Raw genomic sequence first — 13,630 nt, forward strand, 5'->3', positions numbered from 1 at the left:
AATATATAAGGGAGCTATAAGCTATCAAGGAGGAACGAATCAATGCCTATTATTACAGATGTTTACGCACGCGAAGTCCTGGACTCCCGTGGTAACCCGACTGTAGAAGTGGAAGTTACGACCGATGATGGTGCCTATGGACGTGCCATGGTCCCCAGTGGCGCATCCACAGGCGAGCGTGAAGCGCTGGAACTGCGTGACGGCGACAAGAACCGCTACGGCGGAAAAGGCACCACAAAGGCTGTCAACAACGTGAACACAATTATTGCCCCGGCTGTCATTGGCATGGATGTAACGGATCAGAACCTGATCGACCAGACTATGCTGAAGCTGGATGGCACAGATTTCAAATCCAACCTGGGTGCCAACGCCACTCTGGGTGTATCCATGGCATGTGCTCTTTGCGCAGCTGATTACTATGGCATGCCGCTGTACAACTACTTCGGCGGATTCAACGGAAACACGCTGCCTGTTCCCATGTGCAACGTCATCAACGGCGGTTCTCACGCAGACTCCACTGTTGACTTCCAGGAATTCATGATCATGCCGGTTGGTGCCAAGAACGAAGTGGAAGCTGTCCGCATGGCTGCTGAAACATTCCACGCACTGAAGGCCGTCCTGAAAGCCAAAGGCTACAACACCAACGTCGGCGACGAAGGCGGATTTGCTCCTTCCTGCACTGGCGGCAACGAAGAACCCCTGGAACTGCTGGTTGAAGCCATGCAGAAAGCAGGCTATGAACCCGGCAAGGACATGATGATTGCCATGGACGTGGCTGCTTCCGAATTCCACAACCACGAAACAGGCCTGTACGAGCTGAAGAAATCCGGCGAAGGCAACAAGACCTCCGAAGAAATGATCGCCATGTACGAGAAGTGGATCAGCAAGTATCCCATCATCTCTATTGAAGATGGTCTGGGCGAACGTGACTGGGACGGCTGGAAGAAGCTGACAGACGCCATCGGCGACCGTGTACAGCTGGTAGGCGACGACCTGTTTGTAACCAACCCGAAAATTCTGGCAGAGGGCATCGAAAAGGGCATTGCCAACGCGATCCTGATCAAGGTAAACCAGATTGGTACTCTGTCCGAAACCTTCGACGCCATTCAGCTGGCTACACAGCACAACTATGCATGTGTTGTTTCCCACCGCTCCGGTGAGACAGAAGATTCCACAATTGCGGACATCGCTGTCGGCCTGAACTGCGGCCAGATCAAGACTGGTTCTCTGTCCCGTACAGACCGCATCGCGAAGTACAACCGTCTGATGCGCATCGAAGACGAGCTGGATCAGAGAGGCAACGCAAACATTGCCCGCTACCCCGGCATCAAGGCCTTCTACAACATCAAGGACCTCAACAAGTAATCCTTTGGATTTCCGACAGGCAGGATCAGCTCCTGCCTGTCTTTTTTTGGCCTCCAGACAGCCGGAAGGTACAGTGCAGGCGATACATTAGACCCCTGCGGTCATGTACGGTATCTTCAAGAAAGAGAATCTGTTTCTGTCTGTCCGGCCGGTATCCGGCAGCAGACAGGAACGATTCCTGTTTGGAGAGGTAAAAAATGGATTTTGCTGTATTGTTTCCGCCGCCAGCATCAATACCGGAACCCCGGGTAGCTGGTGTGTTTGCTTTTCTGTATTTTCTGACTGCTGCAAGCGCGGTTCTGCTTGGCTTGTCCGGACTTGAAAAAAGACCGGGGATTCTGACCATGCTGCTGGCGGCAGCCGGTACCATGCCGCTGCTTCGGCTCACGCATTTCTTGGGATCGTCTGTATCGCCTCTGGTGCAGTATGTTCTGCTCTTCAGTCTTTCCTTTGTGCTGGGAACTGTGATTTACGGGATCCTCCGGATCCTGAACGATTCAGGCAGCCGCCGCAGAAGCCGGCCGGAAAACCGGTGGGGTTCCGTTGCGGAAACCCTGGTCCTGTGCGCTGTCTGCTGCTGGGCGCTGCGGCAGCTCTCTGTGCCCATGGGGCTGTGCATTGTCCTGTTCTGTGTTCAGTTTGTGGTCAGCCGAATGATCCGTCAGTATCTTTCCCGGAACAGGCCGGCTTATCCAACCTATGCCAATATCCAGAAACCGGTTCCGGGACACAGCGTGCGGCGGGGTGTGATAATCCTTTCAGTCTATGTTTCACTGCTGTATCTGTTCTGGCGGATTCTGTTCACAGTCCCGGCCGGGAAGGGGATACCGGCTGTTGTCTTCGCCGTGCTGCTTCTTGTATGCGAGACGATGGACATTGCGGATTCCATTCTGAACAATCAGATTGTCAGCCGAAGGGCCGCCTACCCCCTGCCGGAAACCGGGGAAGGCGAGATCTGGCCTGAGGTGGATGTGTTTGTGGCGACTTACAATGAAAGCCGGACACTGCTCTACAAAACCCTTCATGGCTGCCTGAACATGGAGTATCCCGATCCTTCCCGGGTCCATATTTACCTGTGTGATGACGGCAACCGCCCGGAAATCCGAAAGCTTGCCCAGGATCTTCAGGTGGGATACCTGACCAGAACCTCGCGGGCAGGCGCCAAAGCCGGCAATCTGAACAATGCCCTGAAGCATACCGCCTCTCCGCTGGTTGTGACCTTTGACGCCGATATGATTCCCCGGCGGGATTTTCTGAAGAAAACCATTCCATATTTCATGCATGCACAAAGGCGCAATGCCGGTCTTCCTGAAGAAGAGCAGATCCCCCTGGGGTTTGTACAGACCCCTCAGGCGTTTTACAACGAAGATCTGTTTCAGCATCATCTGTACAAGGAGAACCTGACAGGCAACGAACAGGATTATTTTTTCCGGGAGATCCAGCCGGCCAAAACCGCATCCAACAGCGTGATTTACGCCGGGAGCAACACAGTGATCAGCCGGGCGGCACTGGAAGCTGTGGGGGGATTCTTCACGAAAGCCATCACGGAAGACTTTGCCACAGGTCTGCTGATCGAAGGAAACGGGTATGTTTCTCTGGCTTTGCCGGAACCCCTGGCGTTTGGTCTGTCCCCCGAAGATTTTCCCTCTCTGATCCAGCAGCGGATCCGCTGGGCCAGGGGAGTGATCAATGTCCTGTACCAGATCAATATTTTCTTTACGAACCGGTTCTCGGCAGGACAGAAAATCAGTTATGGAACCGCGATCTTTTTCTGGATCCGCAGCTGCATCCGGATGGTGTATCTGGTGGTTCCGATCCTTGCGGCATTTTTCCGGATTCCGTTTGTGGACAGTGCCATCGGTCCAATGCTCTGTTTCTGGGTTCCCTATCTGATTATGCAGTATGTGTTTGAATTCGCCATGACCGGTTCCAGACGCAGCAGCCCATGGACAAACATTTACGAAACCGTGCTGTGCCCGTTCCTCGCCGGCCCTGTGCTCCTGGAGATTCTGGGTATTTCCCTGAAAACCTTCAAAGTCACTGACAAGGACAAGGAAAGAGGAACCCACTTCTCCTGGCGGTACATGCTTCCGTTTCTGGTCCTGACACTGCTGGATGCAGCCGGACTGCTTGCTGCCCTGCTGGATCTTTTCCACGGCGGCAGTTCAGGTGGGGTGGTGACACTGTTCTGGCTTGGGTACAATTTCATTCTTCTGTGTATCTGCCTGCTGTTTGTGCTTGGCCGAAAGAATGAAACAAAGGTGGGACTGCGAAAATCCGTCATCTCCTGTGAGCTTTCTCTTCCAGAAGATGGGGAGGTTCTCAAGGGGGTGGTCGTGGGACTCAGTGAACAGGAAATGGATGTGGTGTTCCACGGTGCTTCCGCCTTTCCCTGCGACAGCACACCGTGTCAAATCCGGCTGGAAACCGATACCGGCATGACGGTTGTAACTGCAGTCTGCACAGGCAGCCAGATGCAGAAAGGCCTCACGGTGACCCGGTTTGTGATCCGGGAATTCCCGGATCTGAATCAGTTTCTCTCCCTGTTGTATGACCGGGACCTGGCTTATGAATCCCGGCAGCGGCAGCTGTTCCTGTCTCCTGCCCTTCTGCAGATCCTGAAGCAGCGGTTTCAGGACCGGTGAACAGCGCATGCAAGGTTCCGGATCCTGCCGACCACCGGTTTCCGCCTTTGTCTTCTGCCCGGATCGGCGCCTGGCTTTGTCTCTGGGCTATACTGATAGTAAAAGGAGCTGTCTATGACCAATGGCAACCGCCATACCACAGCAGATCTGCGCTTTGTGGACCTGCACTGTGACACGATTTCAGAGACCCGGGATCATCCGGATGCAGACCACCACATTACCCTGGAAAAACTGGAGTGCGGCGGGGTCATACTGCAGTGCTTTGCCCTGTTTACAGATCTGGCTTCTTATCCGGAGCCGGAAAAGAGAGCCTTCGAACTGTATGGAACCTATCGCACGTTTCTGCAGGCCAATCGCAGCCGGATCGTGCCAGTGCTCACCTGGCAGGATTTCATCACGCTTCGTCAGAAAAATCTGATCGGCGGTCTGCTGACACTGGAAGAAGGAGATGTAGTTTTCGGAGATCTGGGGTTTCTGGATACCTGGTATGAACTGGGAGTCAGGATGATCACCCTGACCTGGAACCACCCCAACCGGATTGCCGGACCTCAGGGACTGACTGAGTTTGGAAAAGCGTACATCCGGCGTATGGAGGAGCTGGGGATCGTGGTGGATGTGTCCCATCTCAACGACAACGCCTTTTGGGATGTATGCCGCATTGCTTCCAGGCCATTCATAGCGAGTCACTCCAATGCCCGCAGTCTGTGCAATGTCAGCCGGAACCTGACAGATGACATGATCCGGGCTGTGGCGGATCACGGCGGGGTGATTGGTCTGAACTTCTATGCCCGGTTTCTTAAGGAAGACGGTGAAGACTATTCCGAGGTGGAAGAAATGATTCGTCATATCCGCCATATCATGGAAGTGGGAGGCGAAGATGTGATTGCGCTGGGATCGGACTTTGACGGCATCACCTCCCGCCTGGAACTGAAGGATGCTGCCGGACTCCACAGGCTGACAGACCGGATGCTGAAAGCAGGCTTCACCAAAGACCAGGTGGAAAAGTTTTCCCACGAAAATGCGGAACGGGTATTCCGGGAGATTCTCACAGACCGCTCAGAGCCCCTGCAGGACGTATACTGAAGACAGGACAATCTGCTCCAGTCCACCGGGATCCGGATAGCCGCATGACAGTGCAGGGTATCCTGTCCGGCAGTATTCAGAGCAAAAACCGAAGGGAGATGCAGGTGTGGAGAGCATTGCATTGACAGACATCAATGGAATCCGGCATGTATATGAGCCGGATGATATTCTCTGGTTTTTTGAGGAAACCAGGCCAGGCCTTGTGCGGATCATAAACACGGAAAGGCAGCTGGCAACGTTTGCCCTGGATTCCAGGCAGACAGCCGTATTGAAAAAGGAACTGAAGGCTTCCGGATCGCCGATCTGGTTCGGTGCTTTTCAGGGCGAGAGACTTCCTTTGAACAAACTGCCAAATACACGGGGGCTTGGAGGTCTTTCAGCGGGAAGCAGCGCGGTGATTGGACATCATGAGCTGATCCGTTCCGGGGCTCTTCATGATGCCACACCGCATGATGTGGAATATCTGACAGGAACCATGGGGCTGAAAACAATCATTGACCTCCGGACGGATCTGGAGATCGCTGCAAAACCCGATCCTGCCATTCCAGGGGTACAGTGGGTTCATGTACCGCTGCTTGATACCTGGGAGTACGAGGAAATCGGGCTGCGGACTCTGACGGAGTCAGGGCTGGAGGAAATGCGGAATCAGGGACCGGAAATGATGGTCCGGCTTTACAGGAAAATTGTAGGTGCACCGGAAGGAATCCGCGGACTGAAGAAATTTTTCCAGATTCTCCTGGCAAAGCGCAGCGGTTCTGTTTTGTGGCACTGCACACAGGGCAAAGACCGGACAGGTGTTGCAGCGGCGATTCTGGAGCGGATCCTGGGCTGTGATGCACAGGTGGTGGAACAGGATTACCTTCAGACCAATCCCTGTCTTCATATGCAGGAAGACCAGACCGAAGCCTGGCTGACGAAGAAACTGCATCTGTCACAGAAGACTGCCAGGGACTTCAGCTTCTTGTTTGAAGCCCGTCCGGAGTTCCTTCAGGCTGCGTGGGATATTATAGATACAGAATTTGGCGGATTTGCTGCCTACCTGGAGAATCAGCTGGGTCTCGATCAGGAGAAGCAGGCACAGCTGAAACGCATGTACACCTGTTGAGTGTGACAGTTGGCTTAATTGATATGAGTATCTAAATACAATCAAGGTACAGTCACAGGTATAATGAGTCCAGAGCAGGACTCCAGGGACGCCCTGGTCGTCGGATACTGGGAAACATTGCCGATGAAGTGGACATGGGAGCTATTGGTGCGATACTTTTGATAATACTGTTTTCAGGTATGACCGGACGCATCCGTCTTACTCACTGCACAGGATCTGAACTATCCGGCGCAGATCCGCAGGGAAAAAGGGGGATTCCCCTTTTTTCTATGTCTGGATCCTGTCACGCGGTTCTGACCGGACACGACAGGAGCCGCCTGTGGCCTGAGCTGCAGTGACGGACTGAAACAGATGCGATATGATGAAAGAACCGGGATGGTTTCAGACCGGTTTACAGCGGATCCTGTCATCGTGGCAGCAGACCGCACTGAATTTGGAGGTAACTGATATGAATACAGCACTGGTGATCATGGCCGCCGGACTCGGCAGCCGGTACGAAGGCGGGATCAAGCAGATCACACCGGTTGGTCCATCCGGGGAAATCATCATTGATTATTCGGTCCATGATGCGCTGAAAGCCGGATTCAACCGGATCATCTTTGTGATTCGAAAGGATATTGAGAAGGACTTCCGGGAAGCCATTGGCAGTCGGATGGAGAAACTTGCAGGTCAGGTGGGCGCTGAAATCTGTTATGCCTATCAGGCACTGGATGATATCCCCGGTTCTGTTCCGGCAGGGCGAACGAAACCCTGGGGGACAGGACAGGCCGTACTGGCGGCCAAAGCCTGGCTGGATCTGCCGTATATGGTCATCAATGCGGATGACTACTACGGAGTCGATGCCTTCAGCACAGTGCATGAGTTTCTGGTTCATAACCATGATGATCAGGCAGTGGCCGGGTTTATCCTGAAGAACACACTGTCTGCCAACGGTGGTGTGACCCGGGGCATCATCAAGGTGGATCCCGAAGGGTTTGTCACGGATATTGCGGAAACAAAAGACATTCGCCAGGAGGGGGATCACGCAGTGGCAGCCGGCGGGCAGATCCTGCCGCTGGATGCACATGTGTCCATGAATATGTGGGGATTCCAGCCAGCTTATACTGCATTGCTGGAGAAAGGATTTGCGGATTTCCTGGATCACATGAAAGACCCGATGACGGATGAATTCCTGCTTCCGATTTTCACCAACGATCTGATTCATGAAGACAAAGTAAAGGTACGGGTCCTGGAAAGTCACGACCGGTGGTTTGGGATCACTTACAAGGAAGACCTGCCACAGGTTCTGAAGGATTTCAGAACGCTGTATGACCAGGGGGTATACAGCCAGGATCTCTATTCGGATATTAAGCATCAATAATTCAGCAGGGCTGATGGTTTGAACCTCCTGCAGGGCAACGGTACACTGGTGGCAAGAGGTTGATACAATGCAGAAATCTGATAAAACACTTCTGAAAGCCACCGGATGGATTTTTCTGGTCTGGGGGTTCGCCACGATTTTCCTGGATGTCCTGTTTCTGATGCTGAAAAATGTGCCTGCAGATGCCCTGTGGGTGCAGACACTGGCCGGAAACCTGGACATGATGGCCATTTCCGTGGTGATGGGATGCCTTGAAATCCTGGCTGGTGTCTCGGCCATCCGCTGGGCAGGAAAGCCGAAAAAGGCACGGACACTGATGTATGTTGGTGGCACACTCCTGCTTCTGTTCCTGCTGGAAGCTTTTGCCTTCTATACACAGAACGGGCAGTTCTACTGGCTGCGGATGGTGGCCGGTGTGATCTGCGCAGGACTGCTGGTGTATGGTGCATACAGGGAAGTGGAGTGAGGATACGGTCCTGCCGGATCGTGCGCGACTTGCTGTACAGGAACGAAGGCTGAGGCCACTGGATTCTCGAGATGAGACCAGGGCTTCAGCCTTTTTCCGTTCTGTGAGCCGTGTACTCTGGACGATCGTGTCCGTACATGCGAAGCTCTCGGAAAGTGCCTTCACAAGCCAAAACAGTAAAAAGCGCCCCTTTGAGGCGCTTTTACGAAAATGCTACACGATTTGCTACAAGATTTAAGAAAAACCCCTGAAACAGGGGCTTTGTTGACCATGGTAGCGCGTACGGGACTCGAACCCGTGATACAGCCTTGAGAGGGCTGTGGCTTAACCGCTTGCCGAACGCGCCATTTGCCTGATTATCATAGCATGAAAAAAGAAGAGGCGTCAACCTCTTCTGCAGCGAATCCTCATTCAAGTGATTCATGATTTCGCGTAATTGTTTCGGCAGGGAGGTGAGAAGGGACTGCGAAATCCTGACTCAGTTAGCGGTCCTCCAGCCTGTCAAAGTTCATTCCCACGTGACCGGGCCAGTGGGCGTCACTGGCTGTAATGGTCTTGGCTCCGGCACGCCTGGCGGTTTCCCTGAAAGCAGGGGCCAGTCCCGCGTCCGGATGGCCATATCGATAGCTGGCGCCTGTGTTCTCCTCCAGCATTACACTGTATTCGTTCGCAAGGCAGCTGATGCGGTCATATTCTTCCTGCAGGTCATACCCCGGATCATACTGATACATTTTGACCACATCCGGATGCCCGATCTGGGTAAAAAGCCCACTCGTGATGGCCGATGCCAGCTGGTCATAGTATTGCCGGTAAATCCATTCCGATGGTTCCACATCCCAGAGGATTTCGCGGCTCCAGCCATCCATATCATACAGTCGTCCCTGCACGGAATGGACGCTTCCCACCAGAAAATCCCACGGGTAGACAGACAGCCGGTCCTTGAGAAAATCCTTCCGAAAATCCGCCCAGCAGACCTCCAGCCCGAATGTCACGTCAATTGGAAACTCTTCCTGTCTGCAGGCTTCAATCAGATCGATGTAGTCCTGAATGGAATTGACCTGTTTCTTTTCAAACCAGGCTTTCTGACGCGGATCTGCCTCAATGACATCCCTGTACATCGGAGCGAATTCATAGAAACGGTGCGTATGGTCCAGGATCTGGAGATGCTTCAGACCTTTGTCCGCTGCCGCATTGACAAATTCCCAGACATAGTCCACACTCAGTGGACCGTTTTCCAGATGGACGTGACCGTCGGTATCAGGCCTCATACACTTCCACACGGATCACGCCGTCCAGACCGCGGATTTTGTCCAGGGCATCGGTACTGGGCTGTGCATCCAGGTCCAGCATCGTATACGCGATCTGATCTCTGGACTTGTTGATCAGGTTTTCGATGTTGGCATCTTCCTGTGCAAATGCATCGGTGATGCGGGAAATCATCTTCGGTTTGTTTACATGGAATACCGCCACACGGTAGGGTGTGGACATGGAAGCACTGACATTGGGCATGTTCACCGAGTTGGTGATGTTTCCATACTGCAGATAGTCCATGACTTCCTGCGCGGCCTTGACTGCACAGTTCTCCTCGGATTCCTCCGTGCTGGCACCCAGATGGGGGATCGGGATCACTTTGTCATGTGCAGCCAGTTTGGCACTGGGGAAATCCGTGACATACAGCGCAACCTTGCCGGAATCAAGCGCTTCCAGGAGGTCATCGTCATTAACAAGTCCACCGCGCGCGAAGTTCAGGATTTTTACGCCATCCTTCATCTGGCTGATGGCTTCCCTGTCAATGGTGTTTTTTGTGGAATCCATCAGGGGCAGGTGAAGGGTCACGAAGTCCGCGTCCTTGTAGAGCTCCTTCAGGTCCTTTGCATGTTCGATCCACTTGGACATCTTCCAGGCATTGTCCACCGATATATAGGGATCATACCCTTTGACATTCATGCCAAACCGCATGGCCAGGTTGGCCACCTCAATGCCGATGGCACCCAGGCCGATGACACCCAGTGTCTTGCCCGTCAGCTCATTGCCGGCATATTTCTTTTTCTGCTTTTCCACATCCTTGCCAAGATTTGGGTTGTCTGTCTGCGTCTTGCACCATTCAATGCCGTGATAGATATCGCGGCTGGCAAGCAGAAGACCGGCGAACACCAGTTCCTTGACTGCATTGGCATTGGCGCCCGGTGTGTTGAACACCACGATACCCCGCTCACTGCACGCCGGCAGATCGATGTTGTTGACACCGGCGCCTGCACGGGCAATGGCTTTCAGGTTTTTGCCATACTCCAGATCATGCAGGTTTGCACTGCGGACCACAATGGCATCTTCATCCCCCAGATGTTCTCCGACCTCGAACGCCTCGGTGAACTGATCCAGGCCTTTCTGCGCAATGTTGTTGTAAAGCTTAATGGTATACATCAGGCATTCTCCTCTTCAAACTTCTTCATGAAATCAATCAGTGCATCCACGCCTTCCTCCGGCATGGAGTTGTAAATGGAAGCGCGCATGCCGCCAACTGTGCGGTGACCCTTCACGTTGACCAGCCCGGCTTCTTTTGCTTCCTTGACAAACTTCGCATCCAGCTCCTTGTTGCCGGTCACAAAGGGCACGTTCATCAGTGACCGGTCTTCCACGGCAACAGGGTTGGAGTACAGCTTCGAGCTGTCAATGTAGTCATACAGCTTTTTCGCCTTGCGTTCATTGATTTTCTGCATGTTTTCCAGGCCGCCAATCACGTCTTCCAGGTACTCGAACATCAGTCCGCACATATAAATGCCGTAGCAGGGAGGTGTGTTGTACAGGGAGTTGGCATCTGCATGTGTTTTGTAGGACAGCATGGTCGGCAGGTCGGGACGGTCTTCAATCATATCCTTTTTGATGATGACCAGTGTTACGCCTGCAGGGCCGATGTTTTTCTGGGCACCGGCAAAAATCATGTCGTATTTTGTCACATCCACGGGTTCGGAAAGAATGCAGGAAGACAGGTCCGCAATCAGGCGCTTGCCGTCATGCGGAGGGAGCTCCTTGTACTTGGTTCCATAAATCGTGTTGTTTTCACAGATATATACATAATCGGTATCAGGGTCCAGATCCTCGTTCGTGATTTTGGGGATGTAGGTGAAGTTGTCTTCAGCGCTGGATGCTGCGATGTGTGTTTTACCGAACTTTTCGTGTTCCTTGATGGCTTTCTTGGTCCACTGACCTGTATTGATCACATCTGCGCCATTTTTCAGGAAGTTCATCGGAATCATGTCGAACTGAAGGCTGCCTCCGCCCTGCAGAAACAGGATTTCGTAGTCTTCCGGGATATTCATAAGCCGGCGCAGTCTGTCCTTTGCGCCGTTCAGGATATTTTCGAAGTCAGAGGACCGGTGGGACATCTCCATCACACTCATGCCGCTTCCGTTGGCATCAAGCATTTCTTCCGCGGCCCGTTTCAGCACCCATTCAGGCAGGCAGGCAGGTCCGGCTGAAAAATTGTAAACTTTTGACATTGTTTTCATACCTCGGTGAAAAATTCCACCTTTCCTTTCATAGGACTCTTATTATACGCTTACAAGTTGTGAATTCAAGCACAAGCAGAAGAGTTGCAAAAAACATCTGTCCATCAGAGAATGACAAAAGTCACATTCCATTCCAAAGCGCTCACAGAGTGAGCGTTTTTGCCAATCCGGGCACGTCAATGGCTTTCAGCGGGGCAAAAACGTACGATGGATACAGGCGAAAGCTCTGGAGGCAACAGATGGCAGACTTTTTTAAGAATCTGGAAAAACACATTGAAGATGGATGGGATGACATCAAGAATGCCGTGAAAGACAGCGCAGCTGACCTGAAAGAAGGGGCACAGGCCCTGGATGGACGTGTGGACGCCACTCCGGTCATGAAAGCTGAGGAAGCGGAAGCGGCCGGAATCGTGGAAGGCATGCTGAAAGGCAGCACACTGTGCAGCCCTTGTGCATCCACGGTGGCGACCATTGCACGAACCCCCGGTCACACAGGCCTCACGCTGGCCAATTCGGAAGGTGTCATTGTCGCCCTGCCGGACAACCTGCAGGATCAGATTCAGGTGCTGGTGACGGAAGGACAGCCGGTTTCCAGGGGAACCCCGCTGATGCAGTTCACGCAGGAGGCCCTGAACAGCTGCACCATAGATCTGGTGCTGCCTGAACTCATGCAGGGACCTGATGGTGAACCGGAACGGATCATCCGCGTCTTCGGACCGGTGAAACCGGAATAACAGCCTACAGGCTCAGAAGATTGACAACAGAAGATTTACAATTACACAGAACAGAAAGAAGGCAAACACTATGGCAAACGATTTCGAAAAAGGATGGGACGCATTCAAGAAGGATGTCGCTGAAGGCTTTGACAAGGTAAAAGACGTATTTGAAGACGCAGGGGATCACATCAAGGATTCCTTCGAAGACGAGAAGAAGAAACTGGCTGCGAAAGAAACCGCTGAACGCGCAAAGCACATGGAAGAAGCAAAGGCAGCCAGGGCAAAGGCAGAAGCCGATCTGGCAGCTGCGAAGGAAAAATGTGCCCAGGTGGAAGCACAGATCAAAGCCGGCACCCTGAAGGTGGAAGACAAGGCTGTTGCAGACGCCAAGGAAGCTCAGAAAAAAGCGGAAGAAGAACTTGCAAAGGCTGATGCCGAGCTGAAAAAGGCCGAAGAGCGTCTGGAAGTGAAGACCGATGCCGCGAAGGAAAAGGCCATGGCTGACGCGGAAGCTGCAAAGGCAAAAGCAGAAAAGGAGATGGCGGATGCCAAAGCCGCTCTGGACAAATTCAACGAAGATGTGCGGTCAGGTCTGGCAAAGGCCGGCGACAAGGCTGAAGTGGATGCCAAAGCCCTGCAGGCAAAGGCAGAAGCCGATCTGAAGAAGGCCCAGGCCGATATCGACAACCTGGCTGACAAAACAAAAGCCAAGGTTGACGAACTGGGTGACAAAGTCAAGGACGCCTTTGACAAAAAGTAAACAGATCCCGAATCTTACAATTGCGGAGTGCCTGATGGTGCTCCGCTTTTTCGGTGTGCCGGGCATGGTGCACTTCTAGCTGGTGAGAGTCCAGCCTCAACTTATCTGCCGGTAAGAGTAGAGAAACGCAAGCGGACCTATGACTGTAAGGGGGTTCGTGAAAGAAGCGTGTATCAAAGTTCCGAACCTACGAACAGAAATCGGATATAAGGCTGTGGCGGCGGGAGAGGGCGCCGATGTGTCTTAACCCAACAGGCAGACGTAGCCAAAGCAGTAAATCAGGAGGTCATGGAACGAAAGAAGTGCACCTTACCCCGGGAGGCCCTGTGGACATTCCCCATCTGTACTTCGTGAATCAGCCAAGAGGTGAGGTTCAAAGGCAGAGCAGAATGGTCGAAAACGGTTTGTCACAGGGAGTCAGCCAAGGTCGTAGTAGTGTGGATAGCTTCTGTAATGGAAGAAGGAGCGAAGGACCGAACATGTCTATAGAGTTTCGGCTATATGACAACAGGACACCATTCCAGAAAGATCCTGTCCAAAGCAGAAGGGAACGTAACCCGGAAGCGGCGGTCGCAAAAGGAATCAGGGAACAGGTGTCCGGTCTGAAAAGGATAGAAAGGAAAC

General features: G+C 52.9%; 11 protein-coding genes and 1 tRNA gene. 8 read left to right on the forward strand and 4 right to left on the reverse strand.

Annotated elements, in window-relative coordinates:
• The first annotated feature begins 42 nt into the window (after positions 1-42).
• From eno to aalo17_RS03240, 6 genes are all read left to right on the forward strand, one after another.
• Entirely contained in the window at positions 43-1,365 is a 1,323-nt protein-coding gene (gene eno / locus aalo17_RS03210; protein ID WP_067555531.1) for a phosphopyruvate hydratase, read from the forward strand.
• 308 nt (positions 1,366-1,673) lie between these two features.
• Positions 1,674-4,010: a glycosyltransferase family 2 protein gene (locus tag aalo17_RS03220; protein ID WP_158507695.1), complete on the forward strand. Its 2,337-nt coding sequence runs from the start codon at positions 1,674-1,676 to the stop codon at positions 4,008-4,010.
• Between the two features lie 114 nt (positions 4,011-4,124).
• Positions 4,125-5,093, forward strand: a complete 969-nt coding sequence (locus aalo17_RS03225) for a dipeptidase (RefSeq protein ID WP_067555539.1) — start codon at positions 4,125-4,127, stop codon at positions 5,091-5,093.
• A 106-nt stretch (positions 5,094-5,199) separates the two neighbouring features.
• Entirely contained in the window at positions 5,200-6,198 is a 999-nt protein-coding gene (locus tag aalo17_RS03230; protein ID WP_067555542.1) for a tyrosine-protein phosphatase, read from the forward strand.
• 448 nt (positions 6,199-6,646) lie between these two features.
• Positions 6,647-7,558, forward strand: coding sequence for a sugar phosphate nucleotidyltransferase (locus aalo17_RS03235; RefSeq protein WP_067560063.1), 912 nt, complete (start codon positions 6,647-6,649; stop codon positions 7,556-7,558).
• Between the two features lie 67 nt (positions 7,559-7,625).
• A complete protein-coding gene (locus aalo17_RS03240; protein WP_067555545.1) occupies positions 7,626-8,024 on the forward strand; it encodes a hypothetical protein in 399 nt (132 codons plus the stop codon).
• A 271-nt stretch (positions 8,025-8,295) separates the two neighbouring features.
• On the opposite strand, the gene aalo17_RS03245 is transcribed toward aalo17_RS03240, so the two are convergent.
• The 4 genes from aalo17_RS03245 to serC all read right to left on the reverse strand — a co-directional run bounded on the left by aalo17_RS03245 (position 8,296) and on the right by serC (position 11,521).
• Positions 8,296-8,370: transfer RNA gene (locus aalo17_RS03245), tRNA-Glu, on the reverse strand.
• A gap of 136 nt (positions 8,371-8,506) precedes the next feature.
• Positions 8,507-9,292, reverse strand: coding sequence for a PHP domain-containing protein (locus aalo17_RS03250; RefSeq protein ID WP_067555547.1), 786 nt, complete (start codon positions 9,290-9,292; stop codon positions 8,507-8,509).
• A complete protein-coding gene (locus aalo17_RS03255; protein WP_067555553.1) occupies positions 9,282-10,445 on the reverse strand; it encodes a phosphoglycerate dehydrogenase in 1,164 nt (387 codons plus the stop codon). The genes aalo17_RS03250 and aalo17_RS03255 overlap by 11 nt, the downstream gene beginning before the upstream one ends.
• The gene (serC, locus tag aalo17_RS03260; RefSeq protein WP_067560065.1) at positions 10,445-11,521 is read right to left on the reverse strand and encodes a 3-phosphoserine/phosphohydroxythreonine transaminase; all 1,077 of its coding nucleotides are present in this window, start codon (positions 11,519-11,521) and stop codon (positions 10,445-10,447) included. Before serC ends, aalo17_RS03255 begins: the two co-directional genes overlap by 1 nt.
• 248 nt (positions 11,522-11,769) lie before the next feature.
• Between serC and aalo17_RS03265 the strand changes: the two genes are divergently transcribed.
• Positions 11,770-12,264 carry a hypothetical protein gene (locus aalo17_RS03265; RefSeq protein ID WP_067555557.1) on the forward strand — a complete coding sequence of 165 codons (495 nt, stop codon included), beginning with the start codon at positions 11,770-11,772 and terminating at the stop codon, positions 12,262-12,264.
• A 70-nt stretch (positions 12,265-12,334) separates the two neighbouring features.
• Complete coding sequence (locus aalo17_RS03270) at positions 12,335-13,006, forward strand: hypothetical protein (RefSeq protein ID WP_067555560.1); 672 nt, start codon at positions 12,335-12,337, stop codon at positions 13,004-13,006.
• Positions 13,007-13,630: the final 624 nt, after the last annotated feature.

Source organism: Faecalibaculum rodentium, assembly GCF_001564455.1.
In the GTDB taxonomy this organism is placed as follows: Bacteria; Bacillota_I; Bacilli_A; order Erysipelotrichales; family Erysipelotrichaceae; genus Faecalibaculum; species Faecalibaculum rodentium.

Excerpts from the sequence above, each read along its gene's own strand:
- aalo17_RS03250 (WP_067555547.1), bottom strand. The coding sequence starts at position 9,292 with ATGAGGCCTGATACCGACGGTCACGTCCATCTGGAAAACGGTCCACTG.
- serC (WP_067560065.1), bottom strand. The coding sequence starts at position 11,521 with ATGTCAAAAGTTTACAATTTTTCAGCCGGACCTGCCTGCCTGCCTGAA.
- aalo17_RS03265 (WP_067555557.1), top strand. The coding sequence starts at position 11,770 with ATGGCAGACTTTTTTAAGAATCTGGAAAAACACATTGAAGATGGATGG.
- eno (WP_067555531.1), top strand. The coding sequence starts at position 43 with ATGCCTATTATTACAGATGTTTACGCACGCGAAGTCCTGGACTCCCGT.
- aalo17_RS03235 (WP_067560063.1), top strand. The coding sequence starts at position 6,647 with ATGAATACAGCACTGGTGATCATGGCCGCCGGACTCGGCAGCCGGTAC.
- aalo17_RS03255 (WP_067555553.1), bottom strand. The coding sequence starts at position 10,445 with ATGTATACCATTAAGCTTTACAACAACATTGCGCAGAAAGGCCTGGAT.
- aalo17_RS03225 (WP_067555539.1), top strand. The coding sequence starts at position 4,125 with ATGACCAATGGCAACCGCCATACCACAGCAGATCTGCGCTTTGTGGAC.
- aalo17_RS03240 (WP_067555545.1), top strand. The coding sequence starts at position 7,626 with ATGCAGAAATCTGATAAAACACTTCTGAAAGCCACCGGATGGATTTTT.
- aalo17_RS03270 (WP_067555560.1), top strand. The coding sequence starts at position 12,335 with ATGGCAAACGATTTCGAAAAAGGATGGGACGCATTCAAGAAGGATGTC.